At 72.2% G+C, this 19,114-nt stretch carries 19 protein-coding genes; 8 read left to right on the forward strand and 11 right to left on the reverse strand.

Annotation, left to right across the window (positions count from 1 at the left end; all coding sequences use genetic code 11):
* Positions 1 to 25: 25 nt before the first annotated feature.
* The 3 genes from ACFYXB_RS05965 to pdhA are packed head-to-tail and all read right to left on the reverse strand — an operon-like array spanning position 26 to position 3,551.
* Positions 26 to 1,414 (reverse strand): dihydrolipoamide acetyltransferase family protein, encoded by a 1,389-nt coding sequence (locus ACFYXB_RS05965; protein ID WP_389578189.1) that lies wholly within the window; start codon positions 1,412 to 1,414, stop codon positions 26 to 28.
* Complete coding sequence (locus ACFYXB_RS05970; RefSeq protein ID WP_351350559.1) at positions 1,414 to 2,418, reverse strand: alpha-ketoacid dehydrogenase subunit beta; 1,005 nt, start codon at positions 2,416 to 2,418, stop codon at positions 1,414 to 1,416. The genes ACFYXB_RS05965 and ACFYXB_RS05970 overlap by 1 nt, the downstream gene beginning before the upstream one ends.
* The gene (pdhA, locus tag ACFYXB_RS05975) at positions 2,415 to 3,551 is read right to left on the reverse strand and encodes a pyruvate dehydrogenase (acetyl-transferring) E1 component subunit alpha (protein WP_389578192.1); all 1,137 of its coding nucleotides are present in this window, start codon (positions 3,549 to 3,551) and stop codon (positions 2,415 to 2,417) included. Before pdhA ends, ACFYXB_RS05970 begins: the two co-directional genes overlap by 4 nt.
* Before the next feature lie 175 nt (positions 3,552 to 3,726).
* Between pdhA and ACFYXB_RS05980 the strand changes: the two genes are divergently transcribed.
* Positions 3,727 to 4,227: an Lrp/AsnC family transcriptional regulator gene (locus ACFYXB_RS05980; RefSeq protein WP_388503652.1), complete on the forward strand. Its 501-nt coding sequence runs from the start codon at positions 3,727 to 3,729 to the stop codon at positions 4,225 to 4,227.
* Positions 4,228 to 4,229: 2 nt separating this feature from the next.
* Here ACFYXB_RS05980 and ACFYXB_RS05985 read toward each other — a convergent pair whose 3' ends face one another.
* A complete protein-coding gene (locus ACFYXB_RS05985; protein WP_351350555.1) occupies positions 4,230 to 4,817 on the reverse strand; it encodes a TetR/AcrR family transcriptional regulator in 588 nt (195 codons plus the stop codon).
* On the reverse strand, positions 4,814 to 6,331 hold the full coding sequence (locus ACFYXB_RS05990) for a 3-hydroxyacyl-CoA dehydrogenase (protein WP_389578196.1): 1,518 nt from the start codon (positions 6,329 to 6,331) through the stop codon (positions 4,814 to 4,816). The genes ACFYXB_RS05985 and ACFYXB_RS05990 overlap by 4 nt, the downstream gene beginning before the upstream one ends.
* 160 nt (positions 6,332 to 6,491) lie before the next feature.
* Here ACFYXB_RS05990 and paaN point away from each other — a divergent pair, with 160 nt between their 5' ends.
* A complete protein-coding gene (gene paaN / locus ACFYXB_RS05995) occupies positions 6,492 to 8,180 on the forward strand; it encodes a phenylacetic acid degradation protein PaaN (RefSeq protein ID WP_389578199.1) in 1,689 nt (562 codons plus the stop codon).
* On the opposite strand, the gene ACFYXB_RS06000 is transcribed toward paaN, so the two are convergent.
* The 3 genes from ACFYXB_RS06000 to ACFYXB_RS06010 are packed head-to-tail and all read right to left on the reverse strand — an operon-like array spanning position 8,177 to position 10,997.
* Positions 8,177 to 8,932, reverse strand: coding sequence for a TrmH family RNA methyltransferase (locus ACFYXB_RS06000; RefSeq protein WP_389578201.1), 756 nt, complete (start codon positions 8,930 to 8,932; stop codon positions 8,177 to 8,179). The genes paaN and ACFYXB_RS06000 overlap by 4 nt on opposite strands.
* The gene (locus ACFYXB_RS06005) at positions 8,929 to 10,140 is read right to left on the reverse strand and encodes an HTTM domain-containing protein (RefSeq protein ID WP_389578204.1); all 1,212 of its coding nucleotides are present in this window, start codon (positions 10,138 to 10,140) and stop codon (positions 8,929 to 8,931) included. Before ACFYXB_RS06005 ends, ACFYXB_RS06000 begins: the two co-directional genes overlap by 4 nt.
* On the reverse strand, positions 10,137 to 10,997 hold the full coding sequence (locus ACFYXB_RS06010; RefSeq protein WP_389578207.1) for a DUF5819 family protein: 861 nt from the start codon (positions 10,995 to 10,997) through the stop codon (positions 10,137 to 10,139). The genes ACFYXB_RS06005 and ACFYXB_RS06010 overlap by 4 nt, the downstream gene beginning before the upstream one ends.
* Positions 10,998 to 11,380: 383 nt before the next feature.
* Here ACFYXB_RS06010 and paaA point away from each other — a divergent pair, with 383 nt between their 5' ends.
* The 6 genes from paaA to ACFYXB_RS06040 all read left to right on the forward strand — a co-directional run bounded on the left by paaA (position 11,381) and on the right by ACFYXB_RS06040 (position 16,238).
* Positions 11,381 to 12,394, forward strand: coding sequence for a 1,2-phenylacetyl-CoA epoxidase subunit PaaA (paaA, locus tag ACFYXB_RS06015; protein ID WP_351350543.1), 1,014 nt, complete (start codon positions 11,381 to 11,383; stop codon positions 12,392 to 12,394).
* Positions 12,391 to 12,678, forward strand: a complete 288-nt coding sequence (gene paaB, locus ACFYXB_RS06020) for a 1,2-phenylacetyl-CoA epoxidase subunit PaaB (protein ID WP_189311452.1) — start codon at positions 12,391 to 12,393, stop codon at positions 12,676 to 12,678. Before paaA ends, paaB begins: the two co-directional genes overlap by 4 nt.
* Positions 12,675 to 13,394 (forward strand): 1,2-phenylacetyl-CoA epoxidase subunit PaaC, encoded by a 720-nt coding sequence (paaC, locus tag ACFYXB_RS06025; protein WP_351350540.1) that lies wholly within the window; start codon positions 12,675 to 12,677, stop codon positions 13,392 to 13,394. The genes paaB and paaC overlap by 4 nt, the downstream gene beginning before the upstream one ends.
* A complete protein-coding gene (gene paaD / locus ACFYXB_RS06030) occupies positions 13,388 to 13,936 on the forward strand; it encodes a 1,2-phenylacetyl-CoA epoxidase subunit PaaD (protein ID WP_389578210.1) in 549 nt (182 codons plus the stop codon). The genes paaC and paaD overlap by 7 nt, the downstream gene beginning before the upstream one ends.
* Positions 13,936 to 15,000 (forward strand): 2Fe-2S iron-sulfur cluster-binding protein, encoded by a 1,065-nt coding sequence (locus ACFYXB_RS06035; RefSeq protein WP_389578212.1) that lies wholly within the window; start codon positions 13,936 to 13,938, stop codon positions 14,998 to 15,000. Before paaD ends, ACFYXB_RS06035 begins: the two co-directional genes overlap by 1 nt.
* Before the next feature lie 104 nt (positions 15,001 to 15,104).
* Positions 15,105 to 16,238: an acyl-CoA dehydrogenase family protein gene (locus ACFYXB_RS06040; RefSeq protein WP_389578215.1), complete on the forward strand. Its 1,134-nt coding sequence runs from the start codon at positions 15,105 to 15,107 to the stop codon at positions 16,236 to 16,238.
* A gap of 23 nt (positions 16,239 to 16,261) precedes the next feature.
* Here ACFYXB_RS06040 and ACFYXB_RS06045 read toward each other — a convergent pair whose 3' ends face one another.
* From ACFYXB_RS06045 to ACFYXB_RS06055, 3 genes are all read right to left on the reverse strand, one after another.
* Complete coding sequence (locus ACFYXB_RS06045) at positions 16,262 to 16,591, reverse strand: rhodanese-like domain-containing protein (protein WP_389578653.1); 330 nt, start codon at positions 16,589 to 16,591, stop codon at positions 16,262 to 16,264.
* Between the two features lie 77 nt (positions 16,592 to 16,668).
* The gene (locus tag ACFYXB_RS06050) at positions 16,669 to 17,481 is read right to left on the reverse strand and encodes a hypothetical protein (RefSeq protein ID WP_351350533.1); all 813 of its coding nucleotides are present in this window, start codon (positions 17,479 to 17,481) and stop codon (positions 16,669 to 16,671) included.
* Positions 17,482 to 17,572: 91 nt separating this feature from the next.
* Positions 17,573 to 19,003: a DUF2252 domain-containing protein gene (locus ACFYXB_RS06055; protein WP_389578218.1), complete on the reverse strand. Its 1,431-nt coding sequence runs from the start codon at positions 19,001 to 19,003 to the stop codon at positions 17,573 to 17,575.
* Positions 19,004 to 19,114 lie beyond the last annotated feature (111 nt).

A 19,114-nucleotide genomic window follows, 5' to 3' on the forward strand; every position in this document is an offset into this window, starting at 1 on the left:
GGGGCCGCCGTCCGCATGCCGGGTGTCACAGAGTGCGCAGCAGCACTGCCGGCTGCTCCACGCAGTCCGCCACGTACCGCAGGAAGCCGCCCGCCGTGCCGCCGTCGCACACCCGGTGGTCGAAGGTGAGCGACAGCTGCACGACCTGCCGCACGGCCAGCTCGCCCTCGTGCACCCAGGGCTTGGGGCCGATGCGGCCGACGCCGAGCATGGCCGCCTCGGGGTGGTTGATGATCGGCGTGGAGCCGTCGACGCCGAACACGCCGTAGTTGTTCAACGTGAAGGTCCCACCGGTGAGTTCCCCGGGTGTCAGGGTCCCGGCGCGCGCTGCCTCGGTCAGGCGCGCGAACTCCACCGTCAGGCCCTCGGCGTCCCGCGTGTGCGCGTCCCGCACGACGGGCACGACGAGCCCGCGCTCGGTCTGCGCGGCGAACCCGAGGTGGACATGGTCGAACCGCACGATCTCGCGGGCCTGTGTGTCGACGGTCGAGTTGAGCTCGGGGAACCGGGCCAGGGCGGCGGTGCAGATCCGGGCGAGGAACGCGAGGACAGAGATCTTCGGGCCACCGGTGGCGTTCATCGCCGCCCGCGCGCGCATGAGTTCCGTCGCGTCGGCGTCCACCCAGCAGGTCGCGTCCGGGATCTCCCGACGACTGCGGGAGAGCTTGTCGGCGACGGCACCGCGGATGCCCTTGAGGGGGATACGGGTGCCTGCGGCGGCGGGTTCGGGAGACGGGGCGGGTGCAGTGGGTGCGGCGGCAGGGGCAGTGGTGCCGAGCCCGTTCGCCGCGGTCGTCGCCGTCCAAGCCGGGCCCGCGTGGGCGGCACCCGCCCGCAGGGCGTCCTCGACGTCCACGCGCAGGATCAGCCCGTCGGGGCCCGAGCCCGTCAACTGCCGCAGGTTCAGGCCGTTGTCGCGGGCGAGCCGCCGCACGAGGGGCGAGATCACGGGGACGGGGCCCTCGGCGTGCGGTGCGGGCGTGCTCACGCGCGCGTGGGTCCCATCGGAGGCGGCCCCGTTGCCCGCGACGGGCTCAGCCGCCGCGGGAACCCCGGCCGTGCCGACCGCCGTGGGCCGTACCCTGCGCCGGCGCGCCGCCGGAGCGCCCGTGCCGTAGCCGACCAGCACGTTCCCCGAGCCCTCGCTCTCCTCGGAGGCAGCGTCGGCCGGGCCCACCGCCACGGTGATCAGCGGCGCCCCGACGGGCAGTTCCGTGCCCTCCTCGCCGAAGCGGGCGGTGACCACACCGCCGTACGGGCAGGGGACCTCGACCATCGCCTTGGCCGTCTCGACCTCGACGACCGGCTGGTCGACGGCGACCACGTCGCCGACCTCGACCAGCCAGCGGACGATCTCCGCTTCGGTGAGCCCCTCCCCGAGGTCGGGGAGCTTGAACTCCAGCACCTGTGCCATCAGCCTTCGGCCTCCCACTGCAGACGTGCCACCGCGTCCAGGATCCGGTCGACGCCGGGCAGGTGGTGCCGCTCCAGCATCGGCGGCGGGTAGGGGAGGTCGAACCCGGCCACGCGCAGCACTGGTGCCTCCAGGTGGTGGAAGCAGCGCTCCGTGACGCGGGCCGCGATCTCTCCGCCCGGGCCGCCGAACCCGCCCGACTCGTGTACGACGACCGCGCGCCCGGTCCGCCGTACCGAGGCAGCGACCGTCTCGTCGTCGAACGGCACCAGGGAGCGCAGGTCGACGACTTCGAGGTCCCAGCCCTCCGCCTGTGCCGCCTCGGCGGCTTCGAGGCAGACGGGTACGGACGGCCCGTACGTGATGAGCGTGGCGCTCCGGCCCGAGCGCCGCACCACCGCGCGGCCGATCGGTTCAACGGCCGTCGGGTGCTCAGGGTTCCAGGAGTCCTTCGACCAGTACAGCCGCTTCGGCTCCAGGAAGACGACCGGGTCGTCGGAGGCGATCGCTGCGCGCAGCAGGCCGTAGGCGTCGGCGACGGTCGCGGGCGTGACGACATGGAGCCCCGGAGTCGCCATGTAGTACGCCTCGGAGGAGTCGCTGTGGTGCTCGACACCGCCGATGCCGCCGCCATAGGGGATGCGGATGGTGATCGGCAGGGGCATCGCGCCGCGTGTGCGGTTGCGCATCTTGGCGACGTGACTGAGCAGTTGCTCGAACGCCGGGTAGGCGAAGGCGTCGAACTGCATCTCCACGACCGGGCGCAATCCGTACATCGCCATGCCGACGGCCGTGCCGAGGATGCCCGCCTCGGCCAGCGGGGTGTCCATGCAGCGGTCCTCGCCGAACTCCTTGGCGAGTCCGTCGGTGACCCGGAAGACGCCGCCGAGGGTGCCGACGTCCTCGCCCATGACGTGCACGGCCGGGTCGTCGGCCATGGCGTCGCGGAGCGCGCGCGTGAGGGCCTGCGCCATGGAGGCGGGTTTGACGGCCACGGTGGTCATCGACGACCGCCTTCCTGCTCGGCCTCCAGCTCGGCGCGCAACAGGGCGCGCTGCTCCCGCAGTTGCGGGGTGGGCTCGGCGTACACGTGGGCGAACAGGTCCATGGGGTCGAGCTCCGGGTCGCGGTTCATGCGCTCGCGCAGGTCGGCGGCCATGGCCTCGGCGTCCTCGCGGGCGGCGCCGATGCCGTCCTCGTCGATCAGGCCGCGGCCGGTCAGTTCCCGTTCCAGCAGCAGGATCGGGTCGTGGTCGCGCCAGGCCTCGACCTCGGCGTCGCCGCGGTAGCGGGTCGCGTCGTCGGCGTTGGTGTGGGCGTCGATGCGGTACGTCACCGCTTCGACGAGCGTGGGACCGCCGCCCGCGCGCGCGTGCTGTACGGCGTCGGCGAGGACCTCGTGCACGGCGGCGGCGTCGTTGCCGTCGACCAGCCGGCCCGGCATGCCGTACCCGACGGCCTTGTGGGCCAGGGAGGGGGCGGCGGTCTGCTTGGCGAGCGGGACGGAGATGGCGAAGCCGTTGTTCTGGACCAGGAAGACGACCGGGGCCTGCCAGACGGCGGCGAAGTTCAGCGCCTCGTGGAAGTCGCCCTCGCTGGTGCCGCCGTCGCCGACCATGGCGAGCGCGACCACGTCGTCGCCCTTGAGACGGGCGGCGTGCGCGAGGCCGACGGCGTGCGGGAGCTGGGTGGCGAGCGGGGTGCTCAGGGGCGCCACGCGGTGCGCGTACGGGTCGTAGCCGGTGTGCCAGTCGCCGCGCAGCAGGGTGAGCGCCTCGACCGGGTCGACGCCGCGGGCGACGACGGCGAGGGTGTCGCGGTAGCTGGGGAAGAGCCAGTCGTGCTCCTGAAGGGCCAGCGCGGCGGCGACCTCGCAGGCCTCCTGGCCGGTGCTGGAGGGGTAGACGGCGAGCCGGCCCTGCTTGGTGAGGGCGGTGGCCTGCGCGTTGTACCGGCGGCCGCGCACCAGCTGCGCGTACAGCCGGCGCAGCAGGTCGGGGTCCGCCTTCTCGGCGGCCTCCGTGCCGAGGACGCGGTAGGGCTCGGCGTCGGGCAGCAGCGGCGCGGGGTCCATCCGGGGCTGCCAGGCGGGCGGCGGCGATGGCCGGTACGCGCCCCGCTGCTCCATGACCGTCATGACGGCACCTCCTCGTGGGAGTGGCTACGGGAGGCGCGTCGGATGTGAGGCGCCTCACCTACCGATTGTTCGGTCGTCGGCACATTTTGGCTACAGGCACCTTCAGGCTGTGGACAAACGGTTCTCCACAACTTGAAATGAACGCACTACGTCCATGGTAGGAAGGCAGGAGGACATGGCACCTGAACAAATGGCCGAGGGCCCGGAGGAAGCCGCCCTGCTGCCGCCCCCGCGCCCGCTGGACGCCATTGATCAGGACATCCTGCAGATCCTCCAGGCGGACGGCCGCGCGTCGATACGGTCCGTCGCCGAGCGTGTCCACGTTTCCCGCGCCAACGCCTACGCGCGCATCAACCGTCTCATCGAGGACGGGGTGATCCGGGGCTTCGGGGCCCGCGTCGACCACGAACGCGCGGGCCAGGGCACATCGGCGTACATCACGCTGAAGATCGTGCAGAACACCTGGCGCACAGTGCGCGAGCAGCTCAGACAGCTGCCCGGCGCCTCCCACATCGCCCTGGTGGGCGGCGACTTCGACGTCCTGCTCCTGGTGCACACGCCCGACAACAGGGCGCTGCGCGAGCTGGTGCTCACCCGGCTCCAGGCGATCCCGGAGGTGCAGAGCACGCGCACACTGCTGGTGTTCGAGGAGGAGGACCTGGAACCGGAGGGCTGAGGTCAGTTGCGCAGCAGCCCGGAGAACGCCAGCCGCACCACGGCGTCGGCCACCTCGCGCTCGCTCACGCCCCGCCCGTCGGGCCGGTACCACTCCACGAGCGAGTTGATCATCCCGAAGACCAGCCGGGTCGCGAGGCGGACCTCCACGTCGCTGCGGACGTCCCCCTCGGCGGCGGCCGCCCTCAGCAGGTCGGCCACCCGGTGGTCGAAGTCCCGGCGCCGCTCCAGCGCCCAGCGCTCGGTGCCGGTGTTGCCGCGCACGCGCAGCAGCAGCGTCACGTACGGCAGCTCGGATATGAGCACCTCGACCATGCGCCGTACGACGTATTCCAGCCGGTCGGCGGCCCGCCCCACGCGCGCGTGCTCCTCGTCGAGGATCCCGAAGAGCCCGTCGAGGGCCCGGCTGACGGCACGCCGCAGCAGTTCCTCCTTGCCGGCGACGTGGTGGTAGATCGACGACTTGGAGATGCCGGCCGCCTTGGAGAGGTGCTCCATGGAGGTGCCGTCGTAGCCACGCTCGTTGAAAACCTGGACGGCGACCGAGAGCAGCGTCTCGGGGGTGTACGTGTCGCGCTTGGCGGTGGTCATGAGGTGCTGCCCTCCCTCTTGTCGGAGGCGTACGCGTGGCGGTACAGGGCGAGGGACGGCGCGTAACGGCCCGAGGGGTCGCGCAGATGCAGGTCGTCGAGGAGGTCGTAGGCCCAGCCGCGGCCGAGCCTGCGGCTCCACTCGAAGGGGCCGAGCGGGTAGTTGACGCCCAGGCGCATCGCGGTGTCGATGTCCTCCTCGGTGGCGACGCCCTTGGCGACGGCGTCGTGCGCCAGGTCGACGATCCGGGCGACCGTGCGGGCGACGATCATGCCGGGGGCGTCGCCGATGAGGCTGACGTTCTTGCCGAGCGCCTGGAAGAGGCCGGTGGCCTCGGCGAGGGTGAGCGGCGAGGTGTCCTGGGAGGCGGACAGGGCGATGCGGGTGGCCCTGCGGTAGTCGAGCGCCAGGTCGAAGTAGACGACGTCGCGGAACTCCACGGAGGTCTGGCCGTCGGCGAGCACCAGCTGGCCGCCGCTGGGCAGCACCAGCCGCGTGCCGTGGTCCTCCTCCTCGGGGCGGACCTGGATGCCCGCCTCGCGGATCAGCGCGAGCAGTTCGGACGCCGGGCCCAAGTCGCCCTCGGCGACGACGTACGCGGGCGGGTGCTCCTTCTCCGCGGTGTGCGGCTCGGCCGGCTCGGCGTCCTCGGCGTAGTCGTACCAGCCGTGTCCGGACTTGCGGCCGAGGCGGCCCGACTCGACGAGCCGGCGCTGGGCGAGGGAGGGCGTGAAGCGGACGTCCCGGAAGAAGGACTCCCACACGGAGTGCGTCACGGACTCGTTGACGTCCTGGCCGATGAGGTCGGTCAGTTCGAAGGCGCCCATGCGGAAGCCGCCGCACTCGCGCAGGACGGCGTCGATGGTGGCCGGCTCGGCGGCCTGGGCCTCGTAGACCGCGAAGGCCTCGGCGTAGAAGGGCCGGGCGATGCGGTTGACGATGAAACCGGGGGTGTCCGCGCAGGCGACCGGCGTCTTGCCCCAGGCGCGGGCGGTTTCGTACGCGCGCGTGGCCGAGCTGACGTCGGTGGCGAACCCGGAGACGACCTCGACGAGCGGCAGCAGCGGGGCCGGGTTGAAGAAGTGCAGGCCCACGAAGCGTCCCGGATTGCGCAGGGCGCCGCCGATCGCCGTCACCGACAGGGACGAGGTGTTGGTGGCGAGCAGACAGTCGCCGTCGACGAGGTCCTCCAGTTCGCGGAAGAGCTCCTGCTTGACCTCGAGCCGCTCCAGCACGGCCTCGACGACCAGGCCGCAGTCGGCGAGTTCCGCCAGGCTCTCGGCGGGTGTCAGACGCGCGCGGGCCGCGTCCCGGTCGGCGGCGCCCATCCGGTCCTTCTCGACGAGCCGGTCGAGGCGGGCGCCGATCGCCGCGGCCGCTTCCCGGGCGCGCCCGGGCGCGGCGTCGTACAGTCGCACCGGGTGGCCCGCGACCAGCGCGACCTGGGCGATGCCCTGTCCCATGGTGCCGGTGCCGACAACGGCCACGGGGCTGCTGAGGTCGAGTGCTGTCATGTGCGCGATCCTCCCGCACGGCGTTGTCCACAGATGCGGCGGACCCCCTTGTCCCGACCGATCGTTCGGTTACTCTAACTCTGACTGGCTGTTGCTGCCCATGTTTCTGCCCAGGTCATGAGCTCGACGAGGAGCTCTAGAGACGAGGAGTTGGTCCCGCATGGCCGAACTGACCGCGCACGAGCTGATCGCCAAGCACCGGCCCACTCTCGACCAGGCCCTGGAAGCCATCCGCACACGCGCGTACTGGTCCCCGCACCCGGAGCACCCGAAGGCGTACGGCGAGAACGGCAGCCTGAGCCTGGCGGAGGGCAAGGCGGCCTTCGACGCCGTCCAGGGCACCCGCCTCGACCTGGACCAGCCCGGCACGGACGACTGGGTGGGCGGCGAGGTGTCGCCGTACGGCGTCGACCTGGGCGTGACGTACCCGCACGCGGACGTCGAGACGCTGCTGCCCGCCATGAAGGCCGGGCAGCGCGCGTGGCGGGACGCGGGCGCTGAGACCCGGGCCGTGGTCTGTCTGGAGATCCTCAAGCGGATCAGCGACCGGACCATGGAGTTCGCGCACGCGGTCATGCACACCAGTGGCCAGGCGTTCATGATGGCGTTCCAGGCGGGCGGCCCGCACGCGCAGGACCGCGGCCTGGAGGCGGTGGCGTACGCGTACGTGGAGCAGGTCCGCACGCCCGACACCGCGGAGTGGGTCAAGCCGCAGGGCAAGCGCGACCCGCTCACGATGACCAAGCAGTTCACGCCGGTCCCGCGCGGGATCGCGCTGCTCGTCGGCTGCAACACCTTCCCGACGTGGAACGGCTACCCGGGCCTGTTCGCCTCCCTCGCCACCGGCAACGCCGTCCTGGTCAAGCCGCACCCGCGCGCGGTGCTGCCGCTCGCGCTCACCGTGCAGGTCGCGCGCGAGGTGCTCACGGAGGCGGGCTTCGACCCGAACCTGGTCACGCTGGCGGCCGAGCGGCCCGGCGAGGGCATCGCGAAGACCCTGGCCACCCGGCCCGAGATCCGGATCATCGACTACACGGGCTCCACGGCGTTCGGCGACTGGCTGGAGTCCAACGCCCGCCAGGCGCAGGTCTACACGGAGAAGGCCGGCGTCAACACGGTGATCGTGGAGTCGACCGGCAACTACAAGGGCATGCTCGCCAACCTGGCCTTCTCGCTGTCCCTGTACAGCGGCCAGATGTGCACCACCCCGCAGAACCTGGTGATCCCGCGCGACGGCATCCGCACCGACGAGGGCCCCAAGTCCTTCGACGAGGTGGTCGCAGACCTCGCCCGCGCGGTCGACGGTCTCCTCGGCGACGACACGCGTGCGAACGCCCTGCTCGGCGCGATCGTCAACCCCGACGTCAAGGCCCGCCTGGAGGCCGCGGCCGGCCTGGGCGAAGTCGCCCTCGCCTCCCGCGAGATCACCAACCCGGACTTCCCGGGAGCGGTCGTCCGTACGCCCGTGATCGTCAAGCTGGACGGCGCCAAGCCGGACGACGAGGCGGCCTACATGAGCGAGTGCTTCGGCCCCGTCTCCTTCGCGGTCGCGGTCGACTCGGCCTCCGACGCGATGGAGCTGCTGCGCCGGACCGTCCGCGACAAGGGCGCGATGACGGTCGGCGCGTACACGACCGACCCGGAGGTCGAGGACGCGGTGCGGGAGGTCTGCCTGGAAGAGGCCGCCCAGCTGTCGTTCAACCTCACCGGCGGGGTGTACGTCAACCAGACGGCCGCCTTCTCCGACTTCCACGGCTCGGGCGGCAACCCGGCAGCCAACGCGGCCCTCACGGATGGCGCGTTCGTCGCGAACCGCTTCCGGGTGGTCGAGGTCCGCAGGGACGTCTAGGCACCGAAGGACGCGCCCCCGGTGACGCTCCAGTGGTACAGCGTCATCGCCACGCTGGTGGCGAGGTTGTAGCTGGAGACCTGGGGGCGCATCGGCAGTGCCAGCAAGTGGTCGGCACGCGCGCGTAGTTCGGCGGACAGCCCGCTGCGCTCCGAGCCGAAGGCCAGCACGGCGTCGTCGGGGAGCTTCGTGCCCCGGATGTCCTCGCCCTCGGGATCGAGGGCGAACACGGGCCCGGCGGGCAGTTCCTCGACGGCCAGGCGCTCCACGGCGGTCGCGAAGTGCAGGCCCGCCCCGCCGCGCACGACGGTGGGGTGCCAGGGGTCGAGCGTGCCGGTGGTGACGACCCCGGTCGCCCCGAAACCTGCGGCCAGCCGGATCACGGCCCCCGCGTTGCCGAGGTTGCGCGGGTTGTCGAGCACCACGATGGGAGCGGTGCGGGGCGTGCGGGCCAGCGCGCGCAGATTGGCCTCGCGGGACGACCGTACGGCCAGGGCGGCGACGCCCGTCGGATGCGGGCGCGGAACCAGGGACGCGTACGTCTCCTCGCTCACCTCGGTCAGCAGCGCGTCCAGAGTCTTCCGCAGGTCCGGGGCCAGCTCCTCGGCAAGCGCGAGGGTGGCCCGCCGGTTCGTGGTGACCGCCACCGGCACCCCGGCGCCAAAGCGCAGGGCGTGCTTGAGGGCGTGGAATCCGTCGAGCAGTACGGCGGTGCCGGCGCCCTCGGCCCAGCGGATCACGGGGTCGGTCATGCCGTGAAGCCTACGCGGGCAGGCTCGCTGCCCTCCGGTGAGCGGGGCGCCGGCAGCGCACGGCCCCCGCGCCGGCGCAGCCGCTCACGCGCGCGTACCGCCCAGCCGCCGAGCCGGCGCAGGAACGGGGTCGGCAGGAAGACGGAGTCCGCCGCGATCATCGCCAGCGAGAAGAACGGCAGCCCCAGGACGACCGCGATCACCGCGTGCTCGGTGATCATCGCGGCCAGCAGGACGTTCTTGACCCGCCGGTTGAACAGAGTGAACGGGAAGGCGACCTGCACGATGACCGTCCCGTACGTCACGAGCATGACCAGCGTGCCGTTGGAGGACATCAGGTCGGCGAGTCCGGGCCAGGGCGAGAAGGAGTCCAGGTGCAGCGGGTAGTAGACGGCGGTGCCGTCCTGCCAGCGCGAGCCCTGGATCTTGTACCAGCCGGCCGTCGCGTAGATCAGGCACGCCTCGGCCATGATCACGAACAGGGCGCCGTTGTGCAGGATGTTGGCGACGACGTCCAGCAGGATCCGCGGTTCGCCGGACCGCGCCCAGCGCCAGACCGCCCACCACAGGGCGAGCCCCGCCCACACCGTCCACAGCAGCGCGGGCACCTCCCAGGCGGCCTGGCCGAACCGGCCCGCCAGACTCACCGCGGCGAGAACCGCCCCGAACACGACCCACAGGACCGGACCGACCCGGTCGACGGCTCGCTCCCCACGCGCGTGTGCCGCCTCCGCACGCGCCGCCCGCCGCGCGTCCAGGGACCAGACCTGGCCGCAGCGCGTGAACACCAGGTAGATGGACATCAGGTGCAGGACGTTGTCGCCGCCGTCGCCCATGAAGACACTGCGGTTCTGCAGGGAGAGCACGCCGACCATGAACAGCACCGCGGACGTGCGACTGCGCCAGCCCAGCAGCAACAGCAGGCTGGAGACCACGGCCAGCAGATAGAAGGACTCGAACCAGAGCTGCCCGTCGGACCAGAGCAGCGCAGTGAAGGCGTGGTTGTCCGCGGCCAGCTGCTGAGCCTGGTCCCAGCTCCAGGGGCCGTCGGGGCCGTACAGCTCCTGGCGGTGCGGGAACTCGCGCAGCAGGAACAGCAGCCAGGTCCCGGCGAAGCCTACGCGGATCACGGCGGCCTGGTAGGGGCCGAGGGCCGCCTCGGTGACGCGGGCGATGCCGCGCGAGAGCGACAGGGCGAGACGGTTCACCGGACCCCCCTCGCGGCCTCGTCCTCGGTGACCGTCCACCAGGGAAGCTGGCGGTAGACCGGCTTGTCGGACACCTGTTCGTCGCTCCATGTGGGCGGCGGCACATTGGTGGTCTCCGAGCGGACCTGGACGCTCTGGATGGTGCCCTCCCGGCTCGTCGGGTCCTCCCGGTACAGGCGCATCACCGCGATCCGGCGCACGTACTGCTCGGAGAGCGCGCCGCGCAGGCCGACCGGGCGGTTGTCGGCGCCGTGCGTGGCAACGAAGAACTCCCAGGCCCGGCGCAGTTCGTTCTGCCGGGTGTGGCTGGGCAGGAGGCTGCCGTCGATGGCCTCGCCGTCGCGGGCGGACAGGTCGTTCCAGCCGGTCGTCTCGATGCCGCCGTCCTTCATCCGGACCTCGGCGCGCACCTGTATCGCGATGTCCTGCTGCAAGGGGTTCGGCGCGAACAGCCGCCAGTTCTGCTCGAACTCCGGGTACACCCACTCCTCGATCGCCTTGCCGTGCTGCTTCGTCACGGTGTTCGCCGGCGCCACGCTCAGGAACACCATCCCGAGGTGCACACAGGCGGCGACCGCGACGAACGCGAGGGCCAGGGCCGCGCCGACCTGATAGCGGGGGGAGAGCGCGGCGACACCGGTGCGCGGGGGTGCGGGGCGGTCGCTGGAGGGAGGCGGGGTGTCGGGGGTGGCGGAGGGGTTGTAGGGGGCGTCGGTCGGGTCCTGCTGCGCAGTCCGGGCAAGGGCGGGAGCGGGAGCGGACACCTCTGCAGGGCCTGGCACGCTCTCCGGCCGACGCGCCTCCCCCGACCCGGCCTGCCCGTTCGGGGCGTTCGAGTCTCCGTCGTACGCGTTCATTCCGCCCCGTTCCCGATCCCGCTCCGTCTTCCGGCCACCCCGCCGCAGGGCGCCGCCTGGTCCGGCCCACGAACACCGGTCCGCGGCGCTCGCACGGAACGGTACTCAGCCCCGGCCGCCGGGCGCAGCCCCGGGATACCAAGAGCACACGTGGCCGTCACCACTCCAGGACCCGGATCCCACGGTCACCGCAGGTGGGAGGCTCGCGGCGGATGCCGTACGGCGGCGGCCCACGGCCGGGCTCCACGAGTTGTCCACAGGTCACCGCCCACGGTTGTCCACAGCGGTTGACACCTTGCGACCGCTCGCTCACCATGGAATCGCAGCGACCGAACGATCGGTCGGGAGACTGTTCAGGCAGAGCCCGAGGTCAGGGGGACCGCATGACCACAGCAGCCGCGCATCGCGCGGGCGGACCTACGCAGGCGTACGGCACCCAGGCCGCCGACGCGACGGCCGGGGCGTACGAGCGCGCCTTCGACGCCGCCGTGGCCGCGGACGAGCGCATCGAGCCTCGCGACTGGATGCCCGACGCCTACCGCGCGACGCTGGTCCGCCAGATCGCCCAGCACGCCCACTCCGAGATCATCGGCATGCAGCCGGAGGCCAACTGGATCACGCGCGCGCCCTCGCTGCGCCGCAAGGCGATCCTCATGGCCAAGGTCCAGGACGAGGCGGGGCACGGTCTTTATCTCTACAGCGCCGCCGAGACCCTCGGCACGGGCCGCGACGAGCTCCTCGACAAGCTGCACAGCGGCCGTCAGAAGTACTCCTCGATCTTCAACTACCCCACCCTGACCTGGGCGGACGTCGGCGCCATCGGCTGGCTCGTGGACGGCGCCGCGATCACCAACCAGGTGCCCCTGTGCCGCTGCTCGTACGGTCCGTACGCACGCGCGATGGTCCGCGTCTGCAAGGAGGAGTCCTTCCACCAGCGCCAGGGGTACGAGCTGCTGCTGGCTCTGAGCAACGGAACCCCGGAGCAGCACGCCATGGCGCAGGACGCCGTGGACCGCTGGTGGTGGCCGTCCCTGATGATGTTCGGCCCGCCCGACGACGAGTCGCAGCACTCGGCGCAGTCGATGGCCTGGAAGATCAAGCGCCACTCGAACGACGAGCTGCGCCAGCGCTTCGTGGACATCTGTGTCCCCCAGGCCGAGTCCCTCGGTCTCACGCTCCCCGACCCGGACCTGCGGTGGAACGAGGAGCGGGGGCAGCACGACTTCGGGGAGATCGACTGGACGGAGTTCTGGGAGGTCCTCAAGGGCAACGGCCCGTGCAACGAACAGCGGATCACCCAGCGCCGCAGGGCACATGACGAGGGCGCGTGGGTACGGGAGGCGGCCGCGGCGTACGCGGCCAAGCACACCGGCGGCACAGAAGGAGCCCGCGCATGACGAACACCGACTGGCCCCTGTGGGAGGTCTTCGTGCGCTCCCGTCGCGGCCTCTCCCACACCCACGCCGGCAGCCTGCACGCGCCGGACGCGGAGTTCGCCCTGCGCAACGCCCGCGACCTGTACACCCGGCGCGGCGAGGGTGTCTCGATCTGGGTCGTCCCGGCCGCCGCGATCACCGCGTCCTCGCCCGACGAGAAGGACCCGTTCTTCGAACCGGCCGCCGACAAGCCCTACCGGCACCCGACCTTCTACGAGATCCCGGAGGGGGTGAAGCACCTGTGACTGCCACCGTGCCCACGACCGCCGCGCTCGCCCTCGGCGACGACGCCCTGGTGCTCTCCCACCGCCTGGGGGAGTGGGCGGGCCACGCCCCCGTCCTCGAGGAGGAGGTCGCCCTCGCCAACATCGCCCTGGACCTGCTCGGCCAGGCCCGGGTGCTGCTGTCCATGGCGGGCGACGAGGACGAGCTGGCGTATCTGCGCGAGGAACGTGCCTTCCGCAACGTCCAGTTGGTCGAGCAGCCGAACGGCGACTTCGCGGACACGATCGCCCGCCAGCTGTACTTCTCCACCTACCAGCACCTGCTCTACGCCGAACTGGCCGCAGGGGACGGCCCGTTCGCGCCGCTCGCCGCGAAGGCCGTCAAGGAGGTCGCCTACCACCGCGACCACGCCGAGCAGTGGACGCTGCGGCTCGGCGACGGCACGGACCTCAGCCATGAGCGGATGCAGCGGGCATGCGGCGCGCTGTGGAAGTTCACCGGGGAGCTGTTCCAGCCGGTGGAGGGCGTGGACGCCGACTGGTCCGGTATGGAGACGGCCTGGCTGGAGTCCATGGGCGAGGTGCTCGGCCGTGCCACCCTGACGGTCCCGGAGGGGCCGCGGATCGGGGCGTGGTCGGCGGGCGCCGGCCGGCAGGGAGTGCACACCGAGTCGTTCGGGCGGATGCTCGCCGAGATGCAGCATCTGCACCGCAGCCACCCGGGGGCGACATGGTGACCACGACCACCCCGCTGGAGACCCCACTGGAGGCGGAACTCCTCGCACTCGCCGGTTCGGTGCCCGACCCCGAACTGCCCGTGCTCACGCTCGCCGAGCTGGGCGTGGTGCGTGCGGTGCACATGAGCGACGCCGACTCGGCCGAGGTCGAGCTGACCCCGACGTACACCGGCTGCCCGGCCGTCGAGGCGATGTCCCTGGACATAGAGCGGGTGCTGCGCGAGCACGGCCTGCGCAAGGTCACCGTGCGCACGGTGCTCACGCCCGCCTGGTCGACCGACGACATCACGGACGAAGGGCGGCGCAAGCTGCGGGAGTTCGGGATCGCTCCCCCGCGCGTGCGCTCCGGCTCCGAGCCCGTGCCCCTCGCCCTCGGCCCGACCCGGACCGTCACCGTCACCGACACCCTCGACCCGGTCCACTGCCCGCACTGCGGATCGGCCGACACCGAGCTGCTCAGCCGGTTCTCCTCGACCGCGTGCAAGGCACTGCGGCGCTGCCTGGCCTGCCGTGAACCGTTCGACCACTTCAAGGAGTTGTGATGGCCCGCTTCCACCCGCTCCCGGTGGCCGCGGTCGACCGGATCACCGACGACGCCGTGGCCCTCACCCTCACCGTCCCCCCGGAACTGCGCGAGGAGTACCGGCACGCACCCGGCCAGCACCTGGCCCTGCGGCGCCGTGCCGACGGGACCGAGATACGGCGGACGTACTCGATCTGCTCCCCGGCGCCCGAGCCCGGCGGCGCGGGTCCGGCCACCCTGCGGGTCGGGGTGCGCCTGGTGGAGGGCGGGGCCTTTTCGACGTACGCGCTCAAGGAGGTCAATGTCGGTGACGAGCTGGAGGTGATGACCCCGGCCGGGCGCTTCACCCTCGAGCCGGCGCCGGGTCTGTACGCGGCGATCGTCGGCGGCAGCGGCATCACCCCGGTGCTGTCCATCGTCTCGACGCTGCTGGAGCGCGAGCCGGCGGCGCGGTTCTGTCTGATACGCAGCGACCGCACGGCGGCCTCGACGATGTTCCTGGAGGAGGTCGCCGACCTGAAGGACCGCTACCCCGAGCGGCTTCAGCTGGTGACCGCGCTCTCCAGGGAGGAGCAGCAGGCGGGACTGCCATCCGGACGGCTCGACCAGGAGCGGCTGACGGAGCTGCTGCTCGCGCTGCTGCCGGTGGCGGACGTGGCGGGATGGTTCCTGTGCGGGCCGTACGGGCTGGTGCAGGGTGCGGAGCGTGCGCTGCGGGAGCTCGGTGTGCAGCGGGCCCGGATCCACGAGGAGATCTTCCACGTGGACGCGGGTGCGGCGCCGGTGACGGGCGCCACGGCCCCCGCGCACAGCTCGGTGACCGCGCGGCTCGACGGACGCGGCGGCACCTGGCCGGTGCAGGACGGCGAATCGCTCCTGGAGACCGTGCTGCGCAACCGCCCCGACGCCCCCTACGCCTGCAAGGGCGGGGTGTGCGGCACCTGCCGGGCCTTCCTGGTCTCGGGCGAGGTGCGCATGGACCGCAACTTCGCGTTGGAGGCGGAGGAGACGGAGGCGGGCTATGTACTGGCCTGCCAGTCCCACCCTGTGACCGAGAAAGTGGAGCTGGACTTCGACCGCTGACAGCGGCCCGGCGCCGCAGCACCGTTCCCTTCTCCTAGAACCTGTTCTATCTTGACGGACCGTCAGATTGCTGACGTTGGCCGATCCGCCGGGAGGACAGGACCGTGGACTTCACCTTCACCGAGGAGCAGCTGGCGGCGGCCGAGGCGGCCCGGGGGGTGTTCGCGGGGGTGGCGCCGGACTCGGTGCCGAGCCCCGCGCTCACCACCGGTGCCGTGGCCGACGACTTCGACCGGGCGCTGTGGACGAAGCTCGCCGACGCGGACCTGCTCAGCCTCCTGCTCGCCCCGGAACACGGCGGGGCCGGCCTGGACGCCATCACACTGTGCCTGGTGCTGCGGGAGTCCGCGAAAGTACTGGCGCGGGTACCGCTGCTGGAGAGCACCGCCGCCGCCGCGGCCGTGCAGGCCTACGGATCAAAGGAGTTGGCGGCCGACCTGCTCACGCGGGCCGGACGCGGCGAGCTCGTGCTGACCGTCGCCGCGAACGGCCGCACCGGCCACGACCCGGCCGAACTCGCCGTGACCGCACGGCAGGACGGCGACCTGTGGGTGCTGGACGGGGTGCAGACGGCGGTGCCGTGGGCGTACGGCGCCGAACTCGTCGTCGTCCCCGCGCACACCGGCGCCGGCCGCACCGTCCTCGCGCTGGTGCCACGCGACCACGAGGGCGCCGTACTCGCCGAGCAGATCTCGACCAGCGGGGAGCGCCTGGGCGAACTGCGCCTGGAGTCCGCGCGGATCCCTGCGAGGGACGTCATCGAGGCCGAGGGCGCCTGGGAGTGGCTGCGCGAGCTGCTGGCCACCGGGACGTGCGCGCTGGCCCTCGGACTGGGTGAGCAGGTGCTGCGGATGACGAGCGAATACACCGGAAAGCGCGAGCAGTTCGGGCATCCGATCGCGACCTTCCAGGCCGTCGCCGTCCAGACCGCCGACCGCTACATCGACCTGCGCGCCATGGAGGCCACCCTGTGGCAGGCCGCGTGGCGGATCGCCTCCGGCGCACCGGGCGCGCTGCCCCTCGCCGGGGACGTCGCCGTCGCGAAGATCTGGGCGAGTGACGGCGTACGGCGCATCGTGCAGACCGCGCAGCATCTGCACGGCGGGTTCGGCGCCGACACCGACTACGCCCTGCACCGCTACCACGCCTGGGCCAAGCAGCTGGAGCTGTCGCTGGGCCCGGCAGCGGCGTACGAGGAGGCGCTCGGGGACCTGCTGGCGGCCCATCCCCTGGGCTGACCAGGGCCCCTGGGAGCAGCCCGCTACAGGACGAACCCCGGCTGGCCCTCGTCGGTGACGACGGGCCGGCCGGCCGCCTGCCAGACCTGCATACCGCCGTCGACGTTCACCGCGTCGATGCCCTGCTGGGCCAGATACATCGTGACCTGGGCCGAGCGTCCGCCGGAGCGGCAGATCACATGGATCCGGCCGTCCTGCGGGGCCGCCTCGGTCAGCTCGCCGTAGCGGGCGACGAACTCGCTGATGGGGATGTGCAGGGCCCCTTCGGCGTGGCCCGCCTGCCACTCGTCGTCCTCGCGGACGTCCAGCAGGAAGTCGCCGTCCTTGAGGTCCACGACCTCGACCCTGGGCACACCGGATCCGAAACTCATGCCTACGACGCTACCCGACCGGGCCGCGAAGCCCACCCGGTGCCCAGCCCTCGCTGCGGCTACTCCTGCGCCAGCAGCTCCGCCAGCTGCGCCTCGCGCTCCAGCACGTCGGCCCGCAGCTTGTCGGCGATCTCGTCCAGGAGGGCGTCGGGGTCGTCGGGCGCCAGCCGCAGCATCGAGGCGATCGCGCTGTCCTCCAGCTCGCGGGCGACCAGGGAGAGAAGTTCCTTGCGCTCGGACAGCCACTCGAGGCGGGCATACAGCTCCGCGCTGCGGCTCGGGGGCCGCTCGGCGAGGGCCGGACCCGCGGCCCACTCCTCGGCCAGCTCCCGCAGCAGGGCCTCGTCGCCCCGGGCGTAGGCGGCGTTGACCCGGGTGAGGAACTCCTCACGCCGCTTCTGCTCCTTCTCCTCCTGCGCCAGGTCCGGGTGGGCCTTGCGGGCCAGGTCGCGGTAGAGGCGGCGGGCCTCCTCGCTGGGGCGCACCCGCTGCGGGGGCCGCACCTCCTGCTCCGTGAGCATCGCGGTGGCCTCAGGGAACAGACCGTGCCCGTCCATCCAGCCGTGCAGCAGTTCCTCCACGCCGGGGATGGGCACGACCCGCTCCCGCAGCTCCTCGGCGAGCCGGATGTCCTCCGGATCACCGCTGCGGGCGGCCTTCACCTCGGCGATGCGCGCGTCCAGCTCTTCCAGCCGGGAGTACATGGGGCCGAGTTTCTGCTCGTGCAGACGGGAGAAATTCTCGACCTCGACGCGGAAGGTCTCCACCGCGATCTCGAACTCGATCAGCGCCTGCTCGGCGGCCCGCACGGCCCGTTCCAGCCGTTCCTCGGGCCGCGGCGCCTGGGACTGCTCAGCTTCCGGGGTCGTCACCCGACCAGCCTAGGCCACAGCCGAAACCCATCGCCCGCGACCGCCGGGATCAGCCGGGTTCCCCGGCCTCCGGACCGTCCGCCCAGTCCCGTCACACCCCCAGCTCCGCGGCGACCCACCCCGCCCGCACCGCCGCAACCAGCTCCGCGTGGTCCGCCTCCGTGCGGTCCGCGTAGGCGACCGCGAACGTGGCTATCGCCTCGTCCAATTCCTCGTTCTTGCCGCAGTACCCGGCGATCAGGCGCGGGTCGGCGCTGTGGGAGTGGGCGCGGGCCAGGAGGGCACCGGTCATCCGGCCGTAGTCGTCGACCTGGTCGGCGGCGAGCGCGGCCGGGTCGACGCTGCCCTTGCGGTTGCGGAACTGCCGGACCTGGAAGGGCCGGCCGTCGACCGTCGTCCAGCCGAGCAGGATGTCGCTGACGACCTGCATCCGCTTCTGGCCCAGGACCACCCGACGCCCCTCGTGGTCGATCGGCGGGGTGTCGAACCCGGCCGTCGCCAGATGCGGGACCAGCGCCGAGGGACGGGCCTCCTTCACCTGGAGGACCAGCGGCTGACCACGGTGGTCCAGGAGCAGGACAACGTACGAGCGCGTGCCCACGCTGCCCGTGCCGACCACCCGGAACGCCACGTCGTGCACCGCGTGCCGGGCGAGCAGCGGAAGGCGGTCCTCGGAGACGGTCGTCACATACTGCTCCAGCGACGCCGCGACCGCCGCCGCCTCCGCGTCCCCCACGCGCCGCAGCACCGGCGGCGCGTCGACGAACCGCCGCCCGCCCTCCTCGGCGGCCTCGGTCGACTTCGCCGCGAACCGCCCGCTCGTATTGGCGCGCGCCTTCTCCGAGACCCGCTCCAGAGTGCCGAGCAAGTCGTGGGCATCGGTGTGCGAGACGAGTTCCTCGTCCGCGATGGCGTTCCAGGCGTCCAGGACCGGCAACTTGGCGAGCAGACGCATGGTGCGCCGGTACGCGCCGACCGCGTCGTAGGCCCCCTTCCGGCAGGTGTCCTCGTCGGCGCCCGCCTCCCGGCCGGCCAGCACCAGCGAGGCGGCCAGCCGCTTGAGGTCCCACTCCCAGGGGCCCCGCACCGTCTCGTCGAAGTCGTTCAGATCGATCACCAGGTCGCCCCGGGCGTCGCCGTACAGACCGAAGTTGGCCGCATGCGCGTCGCCGCATATCTGCGCAGCGATCCTGGTCATGGGGGTGCGCGCCAGGTCGTACGCCATGAGGCCGGCCGAGCCGCGCAGGAACGCGAAGGGTGTCGCGGCCATCCTGCCCACCCGTATCGGCGTGAGCCCGGGTATACGGCCCTGGTTGGACTCCTCGACCGCGCTCACCGCGTCCGGGCGGAAGCCGTCCAGGTCGAGCGAGCTGTGCGTGCCACGCGGAACGCTCGCCCGCAGCGCCTTGCCCTCGTCCTTGGGCGACCCCGGATGCGGCCACTGGGCGAAGCCCCGCACCCTGGGCAGCCGCGGAACCGCCCCGGTCGCCGTACTTGCCGTTTCCACACCGGTCTCGGTCACAGCGACCGCCTCCCCCGAACACACGCACGCACGAACATCAACTCGTGTCGACCGTACAGCCGCCTGCCAAAACGCGTCAGACCCTGTGGACAACTCCCCGCTTGTGGACAA

This window comes from Streptomyces sp. NPDC002619 (assembly GCF_042889305.1).
Taxonomy (GTDB): Bacteria; Actinomycetota; Actinomycetes; order Streptomycetales; family Streptomycetaceae; genus Streptomyces.